The sequence below is a fragment of the Bradyrhizobium sp. UBA2491 genome (assembly GCF_002341725.1).
Lineage (GTDB): Bacteria > Pseudomonadota > Alphaproteobacteria > Rhizobiales > Xanthobacteraceae > Bradyrhizobium.
Genome location: NZ_DDOP01000065.1, coordinates 49001 through 70308, shown reverse-complemented (window position 1 = coordinate 70308; position 21308 = coordinate 49001). Strand labels below are relative to the sequence as shown.

At 64.8% G+C, this 21308-nt stretch carries 18 protein-coding genes and 1 tRNA gene; 6 read left to right on the top strand and 13 right to left on the bottom strand.

All coding sequences use genetic code 11. From position 1 onward, the window contains the following. Positions 1-113 precede the first annotated feature (113 nt). Positions 114-1244, bottom strand: coding sequence for a DUF5938 domain-containing protein (locus B2W55_RS21555; RefSeq protein WP_024584312.1), 1131 nt, complete (start codon positions 1242-1244; stop codon positions 114-116). 36 nt (positions 1245-1280) lie between these two features. Next, positions 1281-2084, bottom strand: coding sequence for an SDR family NAD(P)-dependent oxidoreductase (locus tag B2W55_RS21550; RefSeq protein ID WP_024584311.1), 804 nt, complete (start codon positions 2082-2084; stop codon positions 1281-1283). Between the two features lie 283 nt (positions 2085-2367). Between B2W55_RS21550 and B2W55_RS21545 the strand changes: the two genes are divergently transcribed. Beyond that, positions 2368-3066 (top strand): TetR/AcrR family transcriptional regulator, encoded by a 699-nt coding sequence (locus B2W55_RS21545; protein WP_291532282.1) that lies wholly within the window; start codon positions 2368-2370, stop codon positions 3064-3066. A gap of 114 nt (positions 3067-3180) precedes the next feature. Here the strand turns inward: B2W55_RS21545 and ptsN are convergent, their stop codons facing one another. The 8 genes from ptsN to B2W55_RS21505 form a co-directional block, all read right to left on the bottom strand. Then, positions 3181-3642: a PTS IIA-like nitrogen regulatory protein PtsN gene (gene ptsN, locus B2W55_RS21540; RefSeq protein WP_016843543.1), complete on the bottom strand. Its 462-nt coding sequence runs from the start codon at positions 3640-3642 to the stop codon at positions 3181-3183. Positions 3643-3873: 231 nt separating this feature from the next. Next, positions 3874-4473: a ribosome hibernation-promoting factor, HPF/YfiA family gene (gene hpf, locus B2W55_RS21535; RefSeq protein ID WP_024584309.1), complete on the bottom strand. Its 600-nt coding sequence runs from the start codon at positions 4471-4473 to the stop codon at positions 3874-3876. Positions 4474-4651: 178 nt separating this feature from the next. Next, positions 4652-6298, bottom strand: coding sequence for an RNA polymerase factor sigma-54 (gene rpoN / locus B2W55_RS21530; RefSeq protein WP_024584308.1), 1647 nt, complete (start codon positions 6296-6298; stop codon positions 4652-4654). Between the two features lie 90 nt (positions 6299-6388). Continuing rightward, positions 6389-7381 (bottom strand): LPS export ABC transporter ATP-binding protein, encoded by a 993-nt coding sequence (gene lptB / locus B2W55_RS21525; protein ID WP_024584307.1) that lies wholly within the window; start codon positions 7379-7381, stop codon positions 6389-6391. Between the two features lie 354 nt (positions 7382-7735). Beyond that, positions 7736-8467, bottom strand: coding sequence for an LptA/OstA family protein (locus B2W55_RS21520; protein ID WP_024584306.1), 732 nt, complete (start codon positions 8465-8467; stop codon positions 7736-7738). Positions 8468-8472: 5 nt separating this feature from the next. Further along, on the bottom strand, positions 8473-9207 hold the full coding sequence (gene lptC, locus B2W55_RS21515; RefSeq protein ID WP_024584305.1) for an LPS export ABC transporter periplasmic protein LptC: 735 nt from the start codon (positions 9205-9207) through the stop codon (positions 8473-8475). Positions 9208-9377: 170 nt separating this feature from the next. Beyond that, positions 9378-9992, bottom strand: a complete 615-nt coding sequence (locus tag B2W55_RS21510; RefSeq protein WP_024584304.1) for a ribonuclease D — start codon at positions 9990-9992, stop codon at positions 9378-9380. 182 nt (positions 9993-10174) lie between these two features. Beyond that, positions 10175-12937 carry an autotransporter outer membrane beta-barrel domain-containing protein gene (locus B2W55_RS21505; protein WP_024584303.1) on the bottom strand — a complete coding sequence of 921 codons (2763 nt, stop codon included), beginning with the start codon at positions 12935-12937 and terminating at the stop codon, positions 10175-10177. Between the two features lie 370 nt (positions 12938-13307). On the opposite strand from B2W55_RS21505, the gene B2W55_RS21500 reads away from it, so the two are divergent. After that, positions 13308-14573 (top strand): MFS transporter, encoded by a 1266-nt coding sequence (locus B2W55_RS21500; RefSeq protein WP_024584302.1) that lies wholly within the window; start codon positions 13308-13310, stop codon positions 14571-14573. Positions 14574-14759: 186 nt separating this feature from the next. On the opposite strand, the gene B2W55_RS21495 is transcribed toward B2W55_RS21500, so the two are convergent. Further along, the gene (locus tag B2W55_RS21495) at positions 14760-15785 is read right to left on the bottom strand and encodes an MBL fold metallo-hydrolase (RefSeq protein ID WP_024584301.1); all 1026 of its coding nucleotides are present in this window, start codon (positions 15783-15785) and stop codon (positions 14760-14762) included. A gap of 399 nt (positions 15786-16184) precedes the next feature. Beyond that, positions 16185-16271, bottom strand: a tRNA-Leu gene (locus tag B2W55_RS21490). Between the two features lie 144 nt (positions 16272-16415). Between B2W55_RS21490 and B2W55_RS21485 the strand changes: the two genes are divergently transcribed. Continuing rightward, positions 16416-17384, top strand: a complete 969-nt coding sequence (locus B2W55_RS21485; protein WP_024584300.1) for a complex I NDUFA9 subunit family protein — start codon at positions 16416-16418, stop codon at positions 17382-17384. A gap of 144 nt (positions 17385-17528) precedes the next feature. On the opposite strand, the gene B2W55_RS21480 is transcribed toward B2W55_RS21485, so the two are convergent. Beyond that, entirely contained in the window at positions 17529-18335 is an 807-nt protein-coding gene (locus B2W55_RS21480; protein ID WP_024584299.1) for an undecaprenyl-diphosphate phosphatase, read from the bottom strand. A gap of 263 nt (positions 18336-18598) precedes the next feature. On the opposite strand from B2W55_RS21480, the gene B2W55_RS21475 reads away from it, so the two are divergent. From B2W55_RS21475 to B2W55_RS21465, 3 genes are read left to right on the top strand one after another with little or no spacing between them, the layout of a single operon-like run. Next, a complete protein-coding gene (locus B2W55_RS21475) occupies positions 18599-19291 on the top strand; it encodes a glutathione S-transferase family protein (protein WP_024584298.1) in 693 nt (230 codons plus the stop codon). Beyond that, positions 19240-20430 carry a tRNA epoxyqueuosine(34) reductase QueG gene (gene queG, locus B2W55_RS21470; protein WP_024584297.1) on the top strand — a complete coding sequence of 397 codons (1191 nt, stop codon included), beginning with the start codon at positions 19240-19242 and terminating at the stop codon, positions 20428-20430. The genes B2W55_RS21475 and queG overlap by 52 nt, the downstream gene beginning before the upstream one ends. 34 nt (positions 20431-20464) lie before the next feature. Further along, positions 20465-21262: an acyl-CoA thioesterase domain-containing protein gene (locus tag B2W55_RS21465; protein ID WP_024584296.1), complete on the top strand. Its 798-nt coding sequence runs from the start codon at positions 20465-20467 to the stop codon at positions 21260-21262. The last annotated feature ends 46 nt before the right edge of the window (positions 21263-21308 follow it).

The following is a 21308-nucleotide window of genomic DNA, read 5'->3' as shown; positions in this document are numbered from 1 at the left end:
CGCGACTGCGTCACCCGCGGATCGTGCGTTTTCGAGCAAGCGGACACCGGTCCGCTTGACGAAAACGCTTCAGGGAACGAAGGGCCGAGCCCCGATCCGATCGGGGCTCGAGCTCAATCTTGCACGGTCAGCACCGGCTTGCTGACCAGGCCGAAGCTGCGCAATTGCCCGAGCAGTTCGTGATGGCCGAACGCCTGGCAACCGGAGGCGAAGCCGACGCGCTTGGGCGGCTGCTGCACCAGATGCGCGGCAGCATAGGCCTGAAGCAAGCCGGTCTGCTTGTAGTTGCTGTTGCCATTGATGACGCAGTGCGCGCGCCCCAGGGGGCCGGAGGCATACACCGAATCCATCGACTTGTTGACGCGCGGGTTCTCGCGCGGCGGCATGGTGTTCATCACGCTGGCGGCGGTCTGCACCAGCGCGGCATAGCGCTCGTCGGGCTTCATGTCCTTGGTTGCGTCGAGCGCTGCGGCGACGATCTGCGGCACGCCCAGCATCAGCGCACGGTTGAACACGCCGCCCAGCACCTTCACGTTGGCGACCCGCGGATCGCGCTTGAACCACACCGGATGCGAGGTGCCGCCCCAGGGCAGCGCCAGCGCCAGTTCATGCTGGCCGGGGATGACGAGGTTGTAGAGGCCGGCATCGGGCTGATGCTCGACGTACTTGTTCTGCTCCAGATAGTAGGCTTTGCCCATCGCGGCGTTGACCAGGATGGTCTGCGTCGAGGCGATGGTCGGGCTGCCGCCCCAGAACACGGCGATATCGAGCGTGTCGAGGCCGGGCGTTTCCAGACAGAGCTGCGCGGCGATTTCGCCTGTCGTGTACATCTGCGCGATGCCCGGCGCCAGCAGCAGGCCGGCATTGCCGAACTTGGTGCCGAACTCTTGCTCTAGCGTGATCAGCCAGTCCTGTTCGCCGGTCGTGTCGGTGTAGTGGCACTTGGCAGCGAGGCAAGCCTGCACCACCTCGACGCCGAACTTGGCGAACGGGCCCACGGTGTTGAGCACCACCGAGGCGCCCTTGAACAGTTCAGTCAGCGCGGCCACGGTGTGCGGCACCGTCACCACCTCGTAGTCGGCGGTCTCGATGCCGGCCACGTTCGACTTCATCGCGGCGTTGAGCTTCTCGGCGCTGCGGCCGGCGGCGATGAAGGGGATGTTGTACTCGCGCAGATATTCGCAGACCAGCCGGCCGGTATAGCCGGACGCGCCATAGACGATGACGGGTTTCTTCTCGCTCATTGCGATCCTCCGAAATGTTTGTTGTCGGCGCTGTTGCTACATGCCCATGCCGCCGTCGACCGGCAGGCCGATGCCGGTGATGAAGCGGGCATCGTTCGAGCACAGGAACACCGCGGCGTCGGCGATGTCGGAGACCTCGGCGAGCTTGCCGAGCGGCGTCTGCTCCACCACCGAGCCGACCGCGGCGTTGATGTCGGGCGCAAGGCCGATCTTCACGATGTCATTGGCGAGTTGCATGCCCATGTCGGTCGGGATCAGGCCGGGATAGATGCAGTTGACGCGCACGCCGTAGCCGAGCTTGCCGGCCTCCATCGCGCCGACGCGGGTCATGCGATCGACCGCGGACTTGGTGCCGGAGTAGACCGCGATGCTCGGGAACGCGATCGTCGCCGCCACCGAGGCGATGTTGACGACGGCACCGCCCTTGCCTGCGGCTCCGCCCGGCCGCATCGCACGGAACGCGTGCTTCATGCCGAGCACGGTGCCGACGATGTTGACCTCGCACATGCGGCGCGCGTCCTCGGCCTTGATGTCGGCGACCAGCGAGGTGATCTCGATGCCGGCATTGTTGATCAGGATGTCGAAGCCGCCGAGGGTCTCGACGGTGACGGCGGCGGCCCGCTCCCATTGCGCGTCGTCGGTGACGTCGAGCTTGACGAAGCCGGTCTTCACCCCGGCCTTGGCGATCTCGGCGGCGCTGGCCTTGCCCGCATCATCGAGAATATCGCCGATCATGATCGCGGCACCGGAGCGCGCCAGTGCCTGTGCGATCGCCGCGCCAATCCCCCGGGCGCCGCCGGTGATCAGGGCTTTCCTGCCTTCAAGGCTCTTCCCACTCATGACGTAGTCCTCCCTTTGCTTGCCTTTGCTTGCTGATTTCTGGTGCTGCGGAGATCGGCAGTGCGGGCCGGCGGGCTTGCGCATTCTGAGCGCATGGATGGTCGCGGCCGGCATCGGCGGGGCGCGGCATGGCGCGCCCCGGGCGGTGCATTTCCTCCTGTTTGTCGATTGGTCAGCCGTCTTGACGGTTGTCCAAATTATTTGACCAACCCTCGTCCAGGAACTTGACACTTGTCAAGTCCGAATTTGACAAGTGTCAAGGATGATGATGTGAAGGGATGGAGTGCGCCGCGGTCCGCGCGGTATAAAGATGTTCAGGGAAGAGACCGAGGAAAGGCACCGGATGGCGCGGCATGCGACAGGAGCGGCCCAACGCGTGGCGGTAGCGGCCGAGGCGCTGCGCGACGAGAAGTTCAACGCCCGGCGCGTCGAGCTTGCGGAGGCCGCACTGGAGACGCTTGGCGAGCTCGGCTTCGCGCGCACCAGCCTGCGCGAGATCGCGCAGAACTCCGCGTTCACGCACGGCGTGTTTCACTATTATTTCAGCGACAAGCTCGATCTGATCTGCTGCTGCGTGCGGCACTACAAGGCAAAGTGCGTGACGCGCTATGACGAAGTGGTGACGACGGCGCGTAGCCGCGCCGAACTGACCGAAGGCTTCCTCGCCAAGCTCGCGGCGACGCTCGAGAACGAAGCGCGCATGCACCGGCTCTGGTACGATCTGCGCTCGCAGGCGATGTTCGAGCCGGCGTTTCGCAAGGACGTGCTCGAGATCGACAAGAGCCTGGAAGCGATGATCTGGCGCATCGCCACGCGCTACGCCGAGCTCGGCAACAAACAGCCGGCGTCATCTCCAGCCGCGCTCTACGCGCTGTTCGACGGCCTGTTCCAAAGCGCGTTGCTCAGGCACCTCGCCGGCGACGAGAAAGCGGTCTCCGATCTGCTCGTCGAAGTCCGCCGCCTGCTGCCGACGATCTGCTGAAGCGATACGAAAGCTTCGTAGCGCGGATGAAGCGCATCGGCATGCGTCATCGCGTGACGAACAGACTATGTCCTGATGACAGTTGCGCGAATGAGCGTCGTGCGCGCTGAGTGATTATGCCGCGCTCGCCGGCGGCAGCGCGAGCACCGAGTAGATCGCCTGCGCGTCGCGCGAGGCGCGCAACTTCTTGGCGACGTCCTGGTCGCGCAGCAGGCGGGCGATCCGCGCCAGCGCCTTGAGGTGGTCGGCGCCGGCGCCTTCGGGCGCCAGCAGCAGGAAGATCAGATCGACCGGCTGGCCGTCCATTGCCTCGAAATCGATCGGGCGCTCCAGGCGGGCGAAGAAGCCGAACAGCTTCTCCAGCTTCGGCAGCTTGCCGTGCGGGATGGCGACGCCATAGCCGACCGCCGTGGTGCCGAGCTTCTCGCGTTGCAGCAGCACTTCGAAGATCGCGCGTTCGTTCTGCCCGGTGAGCGCGGAAGCGCGCGCGGCAAGTTCCTGCAACGCCTGCTTCTTGCTGATGACTTTCAAAGCCGGGAGAATCGCCTCGGGTGCGACCAAATCAGTAATCGGCATTGGGACGTTCCGAGGTGAATGACCGTCAGGTTGCGAAATAGGCTTTACAGCGGCGGCGTCAAGAAGATGAGGTGGGATGCGGGCTTAGCCCGGGTCCAGCTGGCAGGGCTTCTACTCCAACGTATCGGCGGTGCCAACACCTGCGAACCCTGTTCCGCCCCCCTTATTGCTGGAGGCGGCGGACCATAAGCAGGGCTGGCTTCGAACGTCAATGCCATCTGGCAACTATCCTCAAGGGCTCACCGCGGGTGGATCGACCCAGCCGACATTGCCGTCCGTCCGGCGGTAAATGATGTTCACCCGGCCGCTGCCGCCATGCTGGAACACCAGGCACGAGGCCCCGGACAGATCGAGCTCCATGACGGCTTCGCTGACCGACAAGCGCTTCAGCGCGGTGGTTGCCTCGGCAATGATCACCGGGCTGTATTCGGTGACCTCGTCGTCGTTCTCGGGCGCCTCGATGACGTAGCTCGGCGCGTCGAGCCCGACGCCATTCAGTTCGGCAAGCGCGGCGCTCGCGGCATAGGCCTTGCGCGCAGAGCGATCCTTGAGCCGGCTCTTGTAGCGGCGCAGCCGCTTCTCGATCATCAGCAGCGCGGCATCGGCGCTGGCATAGGCGTCGGCGGCGTTGGATTCGGCTTCCAGCGTGATGCCGGAATCCAGATGCAACGCGCAGTCGGTGCGGAAGCCGAAGCCATCCTTGCTCAGCGTGATGTGACCGGAATAGTTGCCATCAAAATACTTTCGCAGGACCTCGTCGGTGCGGTCGCTGACGCGCGCCCGAAGCGCCTCGCCGATGCTGATGCTCTTTCCCGAGATTCGAAGGGTCATTTGATGCCTCAATTGCTGGATGCCTCGATCACTCCTGCGGATGCTTGCTGGGTTTCCGGTGACCTTCCTTTCTGGACGACGCTTGATCAGGAAAGGCTGAGACTATCGCGATTTGACGCGAACGCAACGAGCGCTTGGAGCGGTCCGTACTCGGACGGGGTCATGCTCAAAAAGTAACCTAAACGGGAGCTGTATCGCGCGACCGGTCGGAGGAGGAAGCGGGAGCCGAAAGCGCGTTGCCAAGCATGCTTTGTTTGTCACGGCGGCGTTGCACCGAAGATGGTATCCGCATCGCTTCGCGGTACTTCGCGACGGTGCGGCGGGCAATATCAATGCCCGACGCGCGCAAACGTTCCACGATCGTGTCGTCGGACAGGATCGCTGACGGCGCTTCGCCGTCGATCAGCTGCTTGATGTGGTGACGCACGGCTTCGGCCGAATGCGCCTCGCCGCCGTCGGCAGACGCGATCGACGCGGTGAAAAAATACTTCAATTCAAAACTGCCGCGATTGGTCGCCATGTATTTGTTGGCGGTGACGCGCGACACCGTCGATTCGTGCATCTGGATCGCGTCCGCCACCGCTTTCAGATTGAGCGGCCGCAGATGCGCGACCCCATAGGTGAAGAAGCCGTCCTGCTGACGGACGATCTCGGTCGCCACCTTCAGGATGGTGCGGGCGCGCTGATCGAGCGCGCGCACCAGCCAGGTCGCGTTCTGCAGGCAGTCGGTGAAGTACGACTTGTCACCGTCCTTGCGAATCGTCTTCGACAGCTCAGCGTAATAGGTCTGGTTGACCAGCACACGCGGCAGAGTGTCGCTGTTGAGCTCGACATGCCAGCCGCCGTCCGGACCGGGACGGACATAGACGTCGGGCACCATGGTCTGCGTCCGCGAAGTGCCGAACTTCAAACCGGGCTTCGGATCGAGCCTTCGGATCTCCGCGATCATGTCGGTGATGTCTTCGTCGTCGACACCACAGAGCTTTCGCAAGCCTGCGATGTCGCGCTTGGCGAGCAGATCGAGATGCTCGACCAGCGCCTGCATCGCCGGGTCGTAGCGATCGAGTTCGCGAAGCTGGATCGCCAGGCATTCGCTCAGGTTTCGCGCGCACACGCCCGGCGGATCGAATTTCTGCAACACCGCGACGACCTCGTCGACCGCTTGCTGCGACGCTCCGAGCCGCTCCGCGGCCTGGCCGAGATCGGCCGGCAGGTAGCCGGCATCGTCGACCAGGTCGATCAGGTACTGCCCGATCATGCGCTGCGCCGGCGCCGAGAAGGCCACCGCGAGCTGTTCGGCGAGATGGTCGGCGAGCGTCAGCTCGGCGGCCACGAAGGCTTCGAGATTGTATTCGTCGTCGCTGGAGGCGCCGCCGCCCCATTCGGTGTAGACCGACGGCGGCGCGTCCTGTGCGGCGCGCGCGGCGGCCTCCGCCGGCTCCTCGGAGAACACGTTCTCAAGGCCGGAATCGAGCGTCTGCTCGATCTCGGCGCGGGTGCCGAGGTCGCGATTCAGCCATTCCTCCTGGCCGGGCTCGAACGCGGCCTCGCCGCTCGAACCGGCGGCGATGTCGGAGTGGTCACCATCGTCCCCGTAGCTGCTGGAGTCGCCGTAGTCGGACCGCTCGATGGCCGGCTCGCCCGCCACCGGCGGCTCCGGGCCGTCGGCAGCGCGCTCGAGCAGCGGATTGCGCTCCAGCTCCTCCTCGACGAAGGCGGACAGGTCCAGGTTCGACAGTTGCAGCAGCTTGATCGCCTGCATCAGCTGCGGCGTCATCACCAGCGACTGCGACTGGCGGAACTCTAGTCTTTGCGTCAGCGCCATGGAGGCAAGATCGATTCCAGAAGTTGGCTCGATTCTTGCTTATCTTAGTCTGAAGCCCTTGTACACGGCTTGACGGATAGGAAAAAAGCGCTACAGGCGGAATTCCTCGCCAAGGTAAAGCCGGCGTACATCGGGATCATTAACGATCTCCTCCGGGCTTCCCTCGGTCAAGATCTCACCAGCATAGACGATGTAGGCACGGTCGGTCAGGCCGAGCGTCTCGCGGACATTGTGGTCGGTGATGAGCACGCCGATGCCGCGGTTGGTGAGGTGGCGGACCAGGTCCTGAATGTCGCCCACTGCGATCGGATCGATGCCGGCGAACGGCTCGTCGAGCAGCATGTAATTCGGGCGCGTCGCCAGCGCGCGCGCGATCTCGACGCGGCGCCGCTCGCCGCCGGACAACGCGATCGACGGGCTCTTGCGCAGCCGCGTGATGTTGAACTCGTCGAGCAGCGAGTCGAGTTCGTGCTCGCGCTTCTTCCGCGAGGGCTCGACCACTTCGAGCACCGCGCGGATGTTCTGCTCGACCGTCAGGCCGCGGAAGATCGAGGCTTCCTGCGGCAGATAGCCGATGCCGAGGCGCGCACGCTGGTACATCGGCAGCTTGGTCACGTCGTGGCCATCGAGTTCGATCGCGCCGCGATCGGCCTTGATCAGCCCGGTGATCATGTAGAACACGGTGGTCTTGCCGGCGCCGTTCGGCCCGAGCAGGCCGACCGCCTCGCCGCGGCGTACATAGATGCTGACGCCGCGCACGACCTGCCGGCTGCCAAAACTCTTTTCCACGCTATGCACAGCCAGATAGCCCGGCCGCTTGATCAGCTGTGGCGCGGCCGCAGCGCCGCTCCTCGACGGAGCCTTGGCAGGCCGCGGGCGTGCCGTCGCAGCGGCCGGCTGCGAGCGTTGCAGCTCGACGCCGGGGACGGGCGCGGCGCGCGCCATCGGCGGCGCGTCGCGCACCGGGCTCGCCAGCATCTCGCCGAAGGGCTCGCCGAGCGACGTGATGTCGTCATGCGCGCGCGCAAATCCGGTGCTGCGTTTCGCAGGGCGCCGCCGGAACATGCCGAATAAATCCACCATCCCCGCTTCGCTTCAACCTTTCACGGTGATCCCGCGACTTTGCCTGCGGACCAATCGATTCGCACGCCAACCTGCGAACATGAACTGGAAAACCGGATACCGGCCTTCCCGCGCGACAAACGCGGACGCGTTGGCGTAGATCATGTTCGAATAATACGGCAAAGCGCGGTCACCCGCGCCCTGGATGAGTGGATGCCCCCGCCCCGGCCGTCATGATTCCCTCTCGGAGACGCATCGTTCGGCCAAACCGCAGCAGTAGATACAGTCTCACCTCCCGCGCTTCAACCTCGCAGCCGCAAAATACTACCTAACTAATTGATTTTGCTTGACCTTACGTGAAGCTTAGTGGTCGCACTATTTCGATTTGCTGCCCGGCAGGAGCTGAAGCGGCGACGGCGCCGCCGGGGCGGCGCCAGGGGTGGCCGGCGTCCCGCAGCCGCCCTTGCCGTTCTGTCCGCCCTGGGACTGGATGAACAGTCCCTGCACCTTGCCGCTGTCGGATTCGACCCGCGAGACGCCGGTGGTCATGTCGACCAGCAGGCGGTCGCCGCGCAGCACGTTCTGGCACTGGGTCAGCACCACCTGGCCGCCACCGCCGCCGAGCATCGTGATCAGATTGGTCTTGGTGTCGAAGATCGCGGTCTCGCCGGTGACCACCTGGTCCTTCTGGGTCACCACGACATTGCCCTTGGCCTCGAGCCGCTTGATCGAGGATGCGCCGCCGGGGCCGGGCGTGGCCGATTGCATCGGCGCGCCCTTGGCCGCGGCCGCCGCCTTGGTGCCGGCCGGCGCAGGCGCGGGCGTCTGGGTCGATTTATCCTCGTAGAACACCACCAGGATCTTCGAGGTCATGGTGGTGTCGCCCTGCACGACCTTCACATTGCCGGAGAAGGTCGCCTCCTTCTTCTTGTCGCGCATCTCGAGCGCGGCGGCCTCGATCTGGATCGGCTGGTCACGGTTCTGCGAAAAGCCCTGCATGGCGTTCGGAACACCGGACATCGAGCCCTGCGCGAACGCGGCATGCACTGCGAACAGCGCGAGCAGGAAGGCCGCAATTGCGATGCCGTGCGGGAAGCGTCTCATCATCGAAATCATTTCGTGTTGGCGGATTTGCGCGCCTTCGGCGGCGCCGGAGGAGGTGGTGGTGGCGCGGCCTCGGCGGGCGGGCTCGCATTGTTGTCGCCGAGCTTGTCGAGATACATTACGACATTGCCTTCGAACCGCACGAGCTCGCCGCTGTTGTAGATTCGGAGCCTGTCGGATGTCAGCGTGCCCTGGAGCAATTTGACGTCGACATGCTCGTCCGACGACACATTGCCCTTGTTGATGTCGACGAAGGCCTGCGTCAGCCTGGCTTCATAGCCGGTGGACGATTGCAGGAAGATATCCTGGCGCAGGTCGAGCAGTTGCTTCTTGTTGTCGAAGAAGCCGGTGCGCGCATCCATCGTCACGGTCGACTCATCCTGCTGCGCGACCTTGGCGCGGATCGTCTTGAGTTCGACATGATCAGGATCGGTGACGTCCTGGATCGCCGCCTTGGCCCACATCTCGTAGGGTCTCCCGTCGGTCGAGAAACCGGCGATGTGCGGCGATTCCATCGTGATCTTGGTGCCGGACACCACGAGGTTGTCCATCTCGACCGGCAGCTTGGGGATGATTTCGCGGAATGGATTGTAGACCGAGACGAAGATGATCGAGGCCATCGCCACTCCCACCACGGCCGGCACCGCAACGCGCAGGATCCGCACCATGCGGCTGTGCCGCGCGGCGGCGGCAAAGCGCGCCTCGAGGCCCGTCACATAGGCTGGATTCTGAACCGAATTCACCTGAGCTCCAGAGGCACGAAATTGCCCCTATTCTAGCCGGAGCCGCCCAATTATGCAGCCCGGACCTCGCGTCGCGCCCCTGCGGGAGACCACGCGTGAACAGTTTGGCCGAAACGGGGCGGAACCGGTTCCGCCGCGACGAATTCGCGCCCGATCATGAACGGGCGAAATCACGAATGGGCGAAGATGTCCTCGGCCTCCCAGCCGTCGAGGTCCAGCCGGGCCCGCGTCGGCAGGAAATCGAAGCAGGCCTGCGCCAGCTCGGTGCGTCCCTCGCGCGCCAGCATGACGTTCAGCTTGTCGCGCAGCGCGTGCAGGTGCAGCACGTCGGAGGCGGCATAGGCGAGCTGGGCCTCGCTGAGGCTTTGCGCGCCCCAGTCGCTCGACTGCTGCTGCTTCGACAATTCGACGTTCAGCACCTCGCGCACCAGATCCTTCAGGCCGTGGCGGTCGGTATAGGTGCGCGACAGCCGCGACGCGATCTTGGTGCAATAGACCGGCGCCGGCATCACGCCGAAAGTGTTGTAGAGCACCGCGACGTCGAAGCGCGCGAAATGGAAGATCTTGGTGATCGCAGGATTGGCGAGCAGCGCCTTCAGGTTCGGCGCATCGGAGTGACCCTTCGGAATCTGGATCACGTCGGCGGTGCCGTCGCCGTTCGACATCTGCACCACGCAGAGCCGGTCGCGATGCGGATGCAGCCCCATGGTCTCGGTGTCGATCGCAACGGAATCGGTGTAGCGCGAGAGATCGGGCAGGTCGCCGCGATGCAGGCGGATGGTCATGCTGTCAAAAACCTCGTCGAATCGCTCTTGGAACAAGCTATCGTTCTATTCGCCGGCAGGCGAGCGGGCATCAAAAGGGGGAGGACGCCCGTCCCTCATTCCGCCGGCACGGCCGGCTCGGGGTGTAGCGCCATTGTGCAACGGAGACAATGGCTTGGCTCGCCGGTCGCGACCCGGCGTCGCTATTGCCAGCTGACCCGGAGGCCGAACCGCCCGGTGATGTCCTCGCGATGGGTGCTGTCCACCGAGGTGGTGTAGCCCGCGCTCGCATAGGCGCTGACCGCGCGATTGATCTGCGCGGAGACGCCGGCGCCGATCTCGACGGCGGTGCCGCGGCTCTGCACGCCGATCAGGTCGGTGGTGGCGAAGGCGATGCTGCGATCGTTCGCGGCGGTGTGCCAGAGATTGGCCTCGAGATAGGGACGCAATTCGGCAGTGCCGACGGTGAAGGTCGAGGGAATACGCACGCCGAGCCGGCCGGTCAGCGTATCGGCGCTGCCGGGCGCCACGCTGGAGAAGATGTCGTTGAAGCTGTCGAACGCCTGGCGTTGCCAGATCAGTTGCGCCTGCGGCTCGATCGCGATGAACCGGTTCAGCGGGATCGGCACGCCGGCTTCGAGCGACGCCGCGACGCCGGTGCCGGACACCCGCGCGCCGACCTGGCGTTCCGATTGCGGACTTGCCCCGTAGAAGCTGCCCATCAGCACCGCGTCGACGTACCAGCCCGACGGACCGATATGGGTCCAGTAGCCGCCGATGTTCTGGCTGTCGATCGAGAGCGTGCCGGTGCGGATGTCGTTCATGCCGAGCGCGAAGCCATTGACGGTGCCGTTGGCCCAGCCATAGGCATAGAAGAAGCCGGCACGATCATGATGCTCCGGCGCGGACTGAAAGCGCAGGATGTCGACGCCGACCTGCACGCCGGCCATGGTGCCGTCGAACGAAGGGCTGACCGTGCCGGCCCAGCTTTGCGAGCTGTGCGAGCCATATGCGCGCGCCCATGCGGCCGGCTGGTCACCGCCGCTGGTCAGCAGGGCCTGATCGCCCTGGCGCTGATGGAAGGTGCCGAGCGTCGCGAGCCCGAGTTTCTGCGCCACCTGCGGCAGCGCCGAATAGACCGCGGCTTCAGGCCGATAGAGCTGGATCGGCTCCGAGCCATCCGGCGGCGGTGTTGGCGTCACGGGATCGGGAGGGAGCGGCGGCGGCGTCACGCCGGGAGGCGGCGGGACCGGCGGAACGGGCGGCACCGGCGGGTTGGTACCCGGCAGCAATTCCGAGCGCAGATACCAGTTGTCGGCGCTGCCGGCCGATACGCCGCCTCGGAACAACATGTATTCGTGCGCGCCCGCAACCACCGCATTGGAGAGACCGAACGCGGCGGCGGACGTGGTGCCGCCGTTGATCGCCTGCACCACCAGGATGCCGTCGGCGGTGGTCTGCGCGCCGGCGCCGCCGGCATTGATCACGGTCATCGCCGTCGTGCCCGAGGCATTGCCGCCGGAGATCACGAGCCGATCCGATGGCGAACCATCGCTGCCGAGCACGCTGTGCAGATAAAGGCCGCCGCCGTTGCCGACATAGTTGCCGACGATGGTCAGGCTGTTCGCCGCCACGGCACCGCCATTGGTGAGATTGATGACGCCGGCATTGGTAACGGTGATCGGCGGTCCGCCCGGAAACGGCGTAATCGACGGATTCGCGCCGTTGCCCGCCTGAAGGCTGGTGCCGGCCGCAATCGACACATTGCCGGTCAGCGAGGTCTGTAGCGTCAGCGTGCCGCTGTTGATGAAGGTGTTGGCGAAGGTGCCGGTGCCTGCCCAAGTCCAGTCGCTGCCTTCCATCGTCAGCGTCTGGAAGCGCGTGAACGCATTGTCGGCTGTGCCGCTGCCCTGCAGACGGACCTGATTGTTGCCGCTGCCGCCATCGGCGAGGCCTGATATCTGCGAGCCGGTCTGCAAGACGAGCGTCATATTGCCGTTGCCGCCCGCGATCGCGCTGCCGCTGTTGCCGGCGATCAGGCCGGCATTGACGATGGTGGTGACGCCGTTGAGCGTGCGGATCGCGGGGCCCGCCTGGCTGATGATCTGGCCACCGGCGAGGTTCTGGATCGTCGCGGTAAACGACGATCCCACGGTGTTGGAGAATACGCCGTCGGAGTTGACGCCGCGCGCCTCGATGGTCCCGCTGTTGGTCAGGACGGCGCCATTGCCCTGCATGAAGACGGTGTTGTTCGCGATCCCGCTCGCAGGGCCGCCGGTGGTGAGCAGCGTGCCCGTGTTTGTGATGTTGGCGAGTTGGCCGACCGAATAGATCGCACGCGCGCCCGCGCCCGCCGTGGTGATGGTGCCGCTGTTGTTGAACGTGCTGTTGTCGCCGGTCTGCACGTAGAGCCCGTGCGACTGCGGTCCCTGGGTCGTTATCGTTCCGGTGTTGATCAGCGTGTTGCCGCTGCTCGGCGAGAGACCGGTGATGGCGAGGCCGCGCGAGGCGCCGTTCTGCGTCGTGATGGTGCCGTTGTTCACCAGCGTATTGCCGTTGCCGCTGTCGGCGATGGCATTGCTGCCGGCGCCGCTGGTCGTGATCACGCCCGACGCGCCGTTGGTGAAGACATTGCCGTCACCGCTGCCGAAGATTCCAGTGCCGCCGCCGCTGATGGTCAGCGTGCCGTTGTTGGTGGCGGTGCTGCCGGTGACGAGGCCGACGGCGGTTGCACCGGCGCCGGGCGTGATACCCGCGCCCTGCAACACGTTCACCGTGACGTTCGAGCTGCCGGCCGCGGCCTGCACGCCTGCGGGGGAGGGGTTTGGTGCCGCGGTCGAGCAGGTCACCGTCTGACCGCTCACCGGCGCGAGATTGTCGCAAGCGGCAAGCGCCTGCGAGGCCGACAGGAGATAACCGCCACCCAGAGTGCACGACAGGATCGCCGCGAGCCGCGATGAAACCATGCCCTTCTCCACCTTCGGCGCGAAGCTCCGGCTCGCGCTCCTGCTTCCCCCTGCCCCGCTCTCAGCGTCGGCTGATTCGCTCCATTCGAGCTGGAAACGATTTGCGGCGACCTGTTGCGCGGTCGCCACAGACGGAACCTTTGGATGTGCGCTCCTTGTTCACATCCCTTGCGTGCATACGCTTCCGCGTCGGTGATGTACAGAGCAGGCGCGTCGCAGGCGCAGGCCTGCGTCGCCGCCGTCCGACGGCGAGCGCTCCGCGCTTTCGCGAAACCGATTTCGACGGAACTTGTGATCCGCCACCCCGTGAAATCGGCCTGCGCCGTCCCTATCTGTTGCCAGCCCGTATCCGCCCAATGAAAAGAGCCTCATGTCGGAACAGACCATCGCCGCGCCGATCGACGATCAGCAGGTGCGCGGCTTCACGCGCTATCAATCGTTCCTGATCGCGCTGCTCGCCTTCACGCAGTTCAATTTGATCCTCGACTTCATCATCATGTCGCCGCTCGGCGCCATCCTGATGCCGTCGCTCAACATCACGGCCGGGCAGTTCGGCGTCGCGGTCTCCGCCTATGCGTTCGCTGCCGGCATTTCCGGCATCCTCGCCGCCGGCTTCGCCGATCGCTTCGACCGCAAGCGGCTGCTGCTGTTCTTCTATGTCGGCTTCATGTCCGGCACCGTGCTGTGCGCGCTGGCGCAGAATTTCCACGTGCTGTTGCTTGGCCGCATCGTCACCGGCCTGTTCGGCGGCGTGATCGGCTCGGTCGTGCTCGCCATCGTCACCGACCTGTTTCCGCTGCAACAGCGCGGCCGCGCGATGGGCGTGCTGCAAACCGCGTTCGCCGCGAGCCAGGTGCTCGGCGTCCCGGCCGGACTTTTCCTGGCCAATCACTGGAACTGGCACATCTGCTTCGTGGCTATCGTCGGCCTGTCGATCGTGGCGATCGCCGCCATTGTGCTGTTCATGGAGCCGGTCGACGGACACCTCAAGCTGCAACACGACGGCAACCCGTTCCGCCACCTGATCGCGACCGTGGGCCAGCCGCGCTACACGCTGGCCTTCCTGGTGACGACGCTGCTGGCGACCGGCGGCTTCATGCTGATGCCGTTCGGCAGCGCCTTCACCGTGCACAATCTCGGCATCGACATCGCGCATTTGCCGACGATCTATCTGGTCTCGGGCCTGTTCAGCATCATCATGGGGCCGCTGGTCGGCCGCGCCGCCGACAGGTTCGGCAAATATCCGACCTTCGTGTTCGGCTGCGTGGTGACCGTGATCATGGTGCTGACCTACACCAATCTCGGCCACGTCTCGCTGCTGACCGCGATCGTGGTCAACGTGCTGATGTTCGTCGGCATCTTCTCGCGCATGATCCCGTCGCAGGCGCTGATGTCGGCGATCCCCGACGCCAGCCAGCGCGGATCGTTCAGCGCCGTCTCCGCCTCGGTGCAGCAACTCTCGGGCGGGCTGGGCTCGGTGGTCGCAGCCGCGATCGTCGCCGAGAACCCGGACGGCTCGCTGCTGCATTTCGACCGGATCGGCTACGTCGTCGTGGCGAGCTCGTTGTTCTCGATGATCGCGATGTATTTCGTGCAGCGGCCGATCGCGCGGCGCGCGGGGCGGCGGATCGTGTGAGGGCTTGTGTCGAGGTTTGCCGAGCTGCTGCCGGTCGCTTTGCCGGCGCAGATCGGTTGGTGCAGTGGCGTGACCACCTCGCCCGCGTAGTCTTGGCGATGCCGGATCAGTCGCGTTAGGTCATGACGCCGCAGCCGTTGCCGAGAGTCCCAACGGCTCACGGTCTCATATCAACCGGCTCGGGCTTCATTGAACGTCGTCCAGCTTGACATTCTTGTTGTCGAGGTCGGGAAGTTTCTCGGTTGGGCGAGGTGGCGTAACTTTGACGCCGTCGTCATCGATGTCAATGACCGTGCGATCTTCGCCCATCAGCATCGGGCCGGTGTAACCAGCCTGGCGGATTTGCTTCACGATGATTTCGTCACCCGCCTTACCCGACAGATCCTTCTTCACGATGTGCGAAAGGACGGCGAGGCGCGGTTTCGATTCAGAGAATGCACGGGCTGCCTGTTCAGGTGAGGCGAGCTTCGACGCCACCGCAGCTCGGTGCTTTTCCGCCTCTGGGCGCGCCATCCATTCATCGCTGAATCCGACAACGTTGTGGACCAGCAAGTCCGCACCTCTCGCCGCGGTCACGACGTTGGGACTGTAGACCGTGTCACCCGACAGAACGACGACGCGATGGCCGTACTCGATCTTGTAACCGACGGCCGGATCGCCATCCCCATGCGACACCTTGAAGGCGCTGACTTTCAGTCCGTCCTGATCATAGACCTGTCCGTCGGTGATCTCCGTGGTTTTCACGTCCATGTATTCGATCTTGTTGAAGCCATTGACGCCTCCCCGCTTCTCAACATCGCTGAACATTGCACGCATTCCCTTGATCATTTTGAGCGTGCCTGGCGGTCCCCAGACTTCCAGCGGCTTGTCACGCGCGAGTAGAAACCATGGCGTGATCCACAACGTCGGCAATCCTTCGATGTGATCGTTGTGGAGATGCGTCAGGAAAATCTTGGTGACGTCACGCGGATTGACGCGAGACTCGTAGAGCCTTTGCACGACACCTCTTCCCGCATCGAAGAGCAGTCGCTGCCCGCCGGCTTCGATGAACGTCGAATATCCGTATCGTGTCGGATTGATCTCGGGGCCGCCGGTACCCACGAGCGTCACTCGCACGTGATGATCGACCGGCTGGGCTGCAACAGACGATGCAAGTCCAATCGCGGCCAATGCGGCCGCCAGGGCGGTGACGGCAAAGCGGGAAACCGACATTACATCATCCTATTATACAGTTTATCTAATGATAGTATCACTAGCTGCCAATTCCGCCAGTCCGGATTTTCCGGGACCCCGACCCACCGGCAAATGCCCCCGCACGTTCACTCGGCGCGATGCCGCAGCGTCAGCAATCCGCGCGATGAAGGGCACACCCAGCAGACGTCCGGGGCCGGCGGTATTGAGGTCGCCCTTGCCTGGGCTTGAGGCGTCGCAGTGATGGATTCATGTCGTTGCGGAGCGGCCTGACCGAGGCGTTGACCGCCTTGCCGCATACCTCCGTCGGGGCCGATCACGCCTCAATGAGGCCGCACGGACAGCAGCGTCGCCCAGCGTTGGCGCAACGCCCCGATAGGGGCGTGCATCTTATTGAAGGACAAGATGATTCAAGAGGGGTGGTGCCCAGGAAAGGACTCGAACCTTCACGGCCGTTAAGCCACTGGCACCTGAAGCCAGCGCGTCTACCAATTCCACCACCTGGGCGTGGGCGCGTTAGTAAGGTTCGGTTACGCGCTTGTCAAATTCACGAAACGAAAAATCGAATACCCTGTACATGGTGGGGTCGATGGCGTATCGCCAGATGGCTAACCCACGTCAATAACTCCCGAATCCGACAGGAATCCTCCCATGGCATCGAACCTGGACACCACAGTCACGGTCTTCGGCGGATCGGGGTTTCTGGGGCGGAACGTGGTCCGGGCGCTCTGCAAGCGCGATTACCGGGTCCGTGTTGCCGTGCGGCGGCCCGAACTGGCCGGCCATCTTCAGCCGCTCGGCCGGGTCGGGCAGATCCATGCCGTGCAGGCCAATGTGCGCTACCCGGCCTCGGTCGAGGCGGCGATGCGTGATTCGCAGGTCGCCATCAACCTGGTCGGCATCCTGGCCGAAGGCGGCGGGCAGAGTTTCGATGCCGTGCAGGTGAAGGGCGCCGAGACCGTCGCCAAGGCGGCGGCTGCGAGCGGCGGACGGATGGTCCATGTCTCGGCGATCGGGGCCGATGCGGATTCGCTGTCGGGTTATTTCCGCGCCAAGGCGGCAGGCGAAACCGCGGTGCAGGCGGCGCTGCCGTCGGCCACCATCATGCGGCCGTCGCTGCTGTTCGGACCCGAGGATCAGTTCACCAACCGCTTCGCGGCGCTGGCGCGCATCTCGCCGGTGCTGCCGCTGGTCGGCGGTGGCGTCAACACGGTGCAGCCGGCCTATGTCGCCGACGTCGCGGACGCCGTGGCCGATGCGGTCGACGGCAAGGCCAAGGCCGGCGCGACCTACGAGCTCGGCGGCCCTGAGGTGCTGACCATGCGCGAGGTGATGCAGATCATCCTCGAGATCACCCAGCGCGACCGCATGCTGATGCCGCTGCCGTTCGGCCTCGCCAAGCTCAAATCCTACTTCCTGCAATTCGCGCCGGGGCCGTTCACGCTCACGCCCGACCAGGTCGCGATGCTGCGCGTGGACAATGTGGTGTCCGACGCCGCCAAGGCCGCCGGCCTGACCTTCGCCGGCCTCGGCATCACGCCGGACTCGATGGAAGCGGTCGCCCCGCAATATCTCTGGCGGTTCCGCGCGACGGGCCAGTTCCAGAAGAAGAGCGCGTAAGCCGCTCTCTCCACCTGTCGTCCCGGCCTTGAGCCGGGACCCATAACCACAAATGCCCGAGATGCAGGACGCCGGGGCCACAGCCCTGCGCCACCGAGAAGGCTGTGGTTATGGGTCCCCGCAGGGACGACGGATAGATCGTCCCTACCTTCCCAGCGCCAGCGCGATCAGGCCGAGCGTGCCGACGATCACGCGCCACCAGGCGAAGAAGGTGAAGCCGCGGCGGGTCACGAAGTTGAGGAATGCCCGCACCACGATCATCGCGGTGATGAACGACACCACGAAGCCGACCGCGATCACGCTGAGATTGTCGGAGGTGAAGTCGGCGCGGTTCTTGTAGAAGTCATAGACGAACGCACCGACCATGGTCGGGATCGCCAGGAAGAACGAGAACTCCGCCGCCGAGCGCTTGTCGGCGCCGAGCATCATCGCGGCGACGATGCTGGCACCGGAGCGCGATACGCCGGGGACCATCGCCAGGCACTGCGCGACGCCGATCCAGAAATACATCAGCAGCGGGAACCGGGTCGCATCGTCCTCGTATACTTTCAGATCGAGCTGATCGACCCACAGCAGGACGGCGCCGCCGACGATCAGCGTGAAGCAGACCACCCACGGATTGAACAGGAATTCCTTGATGTATTTGCCGGCGATCAAGCCGATCACGACCGCCGGCAGGAACGCCACCAGCACACCGATCACGAAACGGCGGTCGTCGGGATTGGAGAACATGCCGAGCGCGACGCGCCACAATCGGTTGAAGTAGAGCACGAGGATCGCGAGGATCGCACCGAGCTGGATCAGGATCGCGAAGCTCTTCCAGAAATTGCCTTCGCCGAGATTGAAGAAGCGCTCCGCGAGCAGCAGGTGGCCTGTCGAAGAAACCGGCAGGAACTCGGTGACGCCCTCGACGATGCCGAGAATCACCGCCCGCAGCATATCCGTCATCATGATCTGATCTGCCCTGTGTGGAAAACCGGATTCTTCTCGCTTATTCGCACATTGGCCGCAATCGCAAAAAATCGTCAAACAATGGGTTACCCGGCCGATTTGCTGGGCTATAGCGTTTTTGTGACCCGCGCCATCCGCGGGAGCAGCTACCGCTTTGCGTGCCGACGCGACATAGAGACGATCGGGGCCAGTCTGGCCAAATCACCGGTCCAGGTCGCACAGGTTGATGGTTTCTTAAGCGCCGCGAAACTACCAAGGGCTTCATGTATACGCTGTATCATCACCCGTTCTGTCCGCATTCGCGATTCATCCGCCTCGTGCTCGGCGAGTATGGCCTCGATCTGCGCCTGGTGGAGGAACGGGTCTGGGAGCGGCGCGAGGCGTTCTTGGCACTCAATCCGGCGGCGACCACGCCGGTGCTGATCGCCGAGGGCTTTCCGCCGATTCCGGGTGCACCCATCATCGCCGAATATGTCGACGAGACGCACGGCCTCGACGCCGGCGAGCGGCGACTGTTGCCGACCTCTTCGGCCGAGCGCGTCGAGGTGCGCCGGCTGATGGCATGGTTCAACGAAAAGTTCTTCGAGGAAGCCTCCAACCCGCTGGTGACCGAGCGGATCTACAAGCGCTTCATGAGCGAGGACAATGGCGGCGGTCCGCCGGCGCCCGACATCATGCGCGCCGCCAAGGTCAATGTGCGCTATCATCTGAGCTATATCGGCTGGCTGGCGAAGACGCGGAACTATCTCGCCGGCGACCGCCTCACCTACGCGGATCTCGCCGCCGCGGCACATCTCTCGGCGATCGACTATCTGGGCGACGTGCCATGGAGCGAGGACGACGCGGCAAAGTCGTGGTACGCGCGGGTGAAGTCCCGTCCGTCGTTCCGCCCGCTGCTCAGCGAGTGGCTGGCGGGGGTGCCTGCATCGCGCACCTATGTGGACCTCGACTTCTGAACCCGGCGGTCAGGCTCTCTCCCTCCGATCTCAAGGCAGCGCTGCAACGCGAGGCGCGGGCGCTCGGCTTCGACAGTATCGGCATCACCGGGCCTGATGCGACCAGCGAGGCCGGCAAGTATTTTTTGGAGTTTCTCGGCTCCGGCGGCCATGGCGACATGGACTGGCTCGCCGCCAATCCGGAGCGCCGCGCCGATCCGCGCGTGCTGTGGGATGGCGTGCGCTCGATCGTCATGCTCGGCGTCAATTACGGGCCAGACGATGATCCGCTGAAGCTGCTGGCGCGCCGGTCGCAGGGCGCGATCTCGGTCTATGCGCAGGGCGACGACTATCACGACGTTATCAAGAAGCGGCTGAAGGTGCTGGCGCGCTGGCTTGCCGCGACCACCGGCGACGAGGTGAAGGTGTTCGTCGACACCGCGGCCGTGATGGAGAAGCCGTTGGCGCAGGCGGCGGGGATCGGCTGGCAGGGCAAGCACACCAATCTCGTCTCGCGCGAATTCGGCTCCTGGCTGTTTCTCGGCGCGATCTATTCCGCGACCGAATTGCCGCGCGATGAGGCCGACACCGACCGTTGCGGCAGCTGTCGCGCCTGCCAGGAGATCTGCCCGACGGCGGCGTTTCCCGCGCCCTACAAGCTCGATGCGCGGCGCTGCATCTCGTATCTGACGATCGAGAACAAGGGCCCGATCCCGCACGAATTCCGCAAGAGCATCGGCAACCGCATCTATGGCTGCGACGATTGTCTCGCGGTGTGCCCGTGGAACAAGTTCGCGCAAGAGGGGCGCGAGCAGAAGCTCGCCGCGCGCGATGCGTTGCGGGCGCCCGATCTCGCCGATCTCGCGCGGCTCGACGATCCGGCGTTCCGCGCGCTGTTCACCAGGTCGCCGGTCAAGCGCATCGGCCGCGACCGCTTCATCCGCAATGTGCTGGTTGCGATCGGCAATTCCGGCGACGCCGGTCTCGCCGGCGAGGCGCGGCGCCTGCTCGACGACACAAGCCCGCTGGTGCGCGGCGCGGCGGTGTGGGCGCTGTCGCAACTGATCGAGCGCGATGCGTTCGCGGCACTGGCATCGCGGGCCGACGGCGAGCCCGACATCACGGTGCAGCAGGAGTGGCGCACGGCGGCCGCCTCTTGATTTCATCGCGCCGTTCCCGTCATGGTCGCCCGCCATGACAAACCAGCCTTTCTTCACCCGGCACGGCGACGGCTTCATGCCGACATCGGTTGCCAACGGTCCCTGGAGCCCGGAATCGATGCACGGCCGCGTCGTGATCGGCCTGCTCGGCTTCGTCATCGAGGAGCGCCACGGCTCCGACGATTTCGTGCCCGCACGGCTAACCGTCGACATGTTCCGGCTGCCCAACATCACGACGCCGGTCGAGGTAACGACCAGGCTCGTGCGCGACGGGCTCCGCATCAAGGTGATCGAGGCCGAGTTCATCTCCGGCGGCACCAGCATGGCGCGCGCCTCCTGCCAATTGTTGCGCCGGACGGAAAATGCACCGGGCAATGTGTGGTCGCCGCCGAACTGGCAGGTGCCGGCGCCCGCGGAGATTCCGAAGCCGGTTGATCCGAGGCTCAGCATGAACGGCAAATGGGAGACGCGGCCGATCACCGGCCGCATGGGTTCGCTCGGCGAACGCAGGCTCTGGATGAGCGAGGTGCGGGAGCTCGTCGCCGGCGTGAAGATGACGCCGTTCGTCCATGTCGCGACCGGCGCCGATTTCGCCAGCCCCTTTGCGAACGCCGGCGACCAGGGCCTTGGCTACATCAACAGCGACGTCACGATCTACCTGCACCGTTTGCCGGTGACCAACTGGATCGGCTTCGAGGTCGTCAATCACCACGCCACCGACGGCATCGCGATCGGCGAATGCTGGCTCTATGACGAAAAGGGCCCGATCGGCACCTCGACCGTGGCGGCGCTCGCCCAGCGCAAGCCGATGAGCAACCCGCCGCCGCCGTAGGCTTTCGCCATCGTCATTCCGGGGCGCGCGTAGCGCGAGCCCGGAA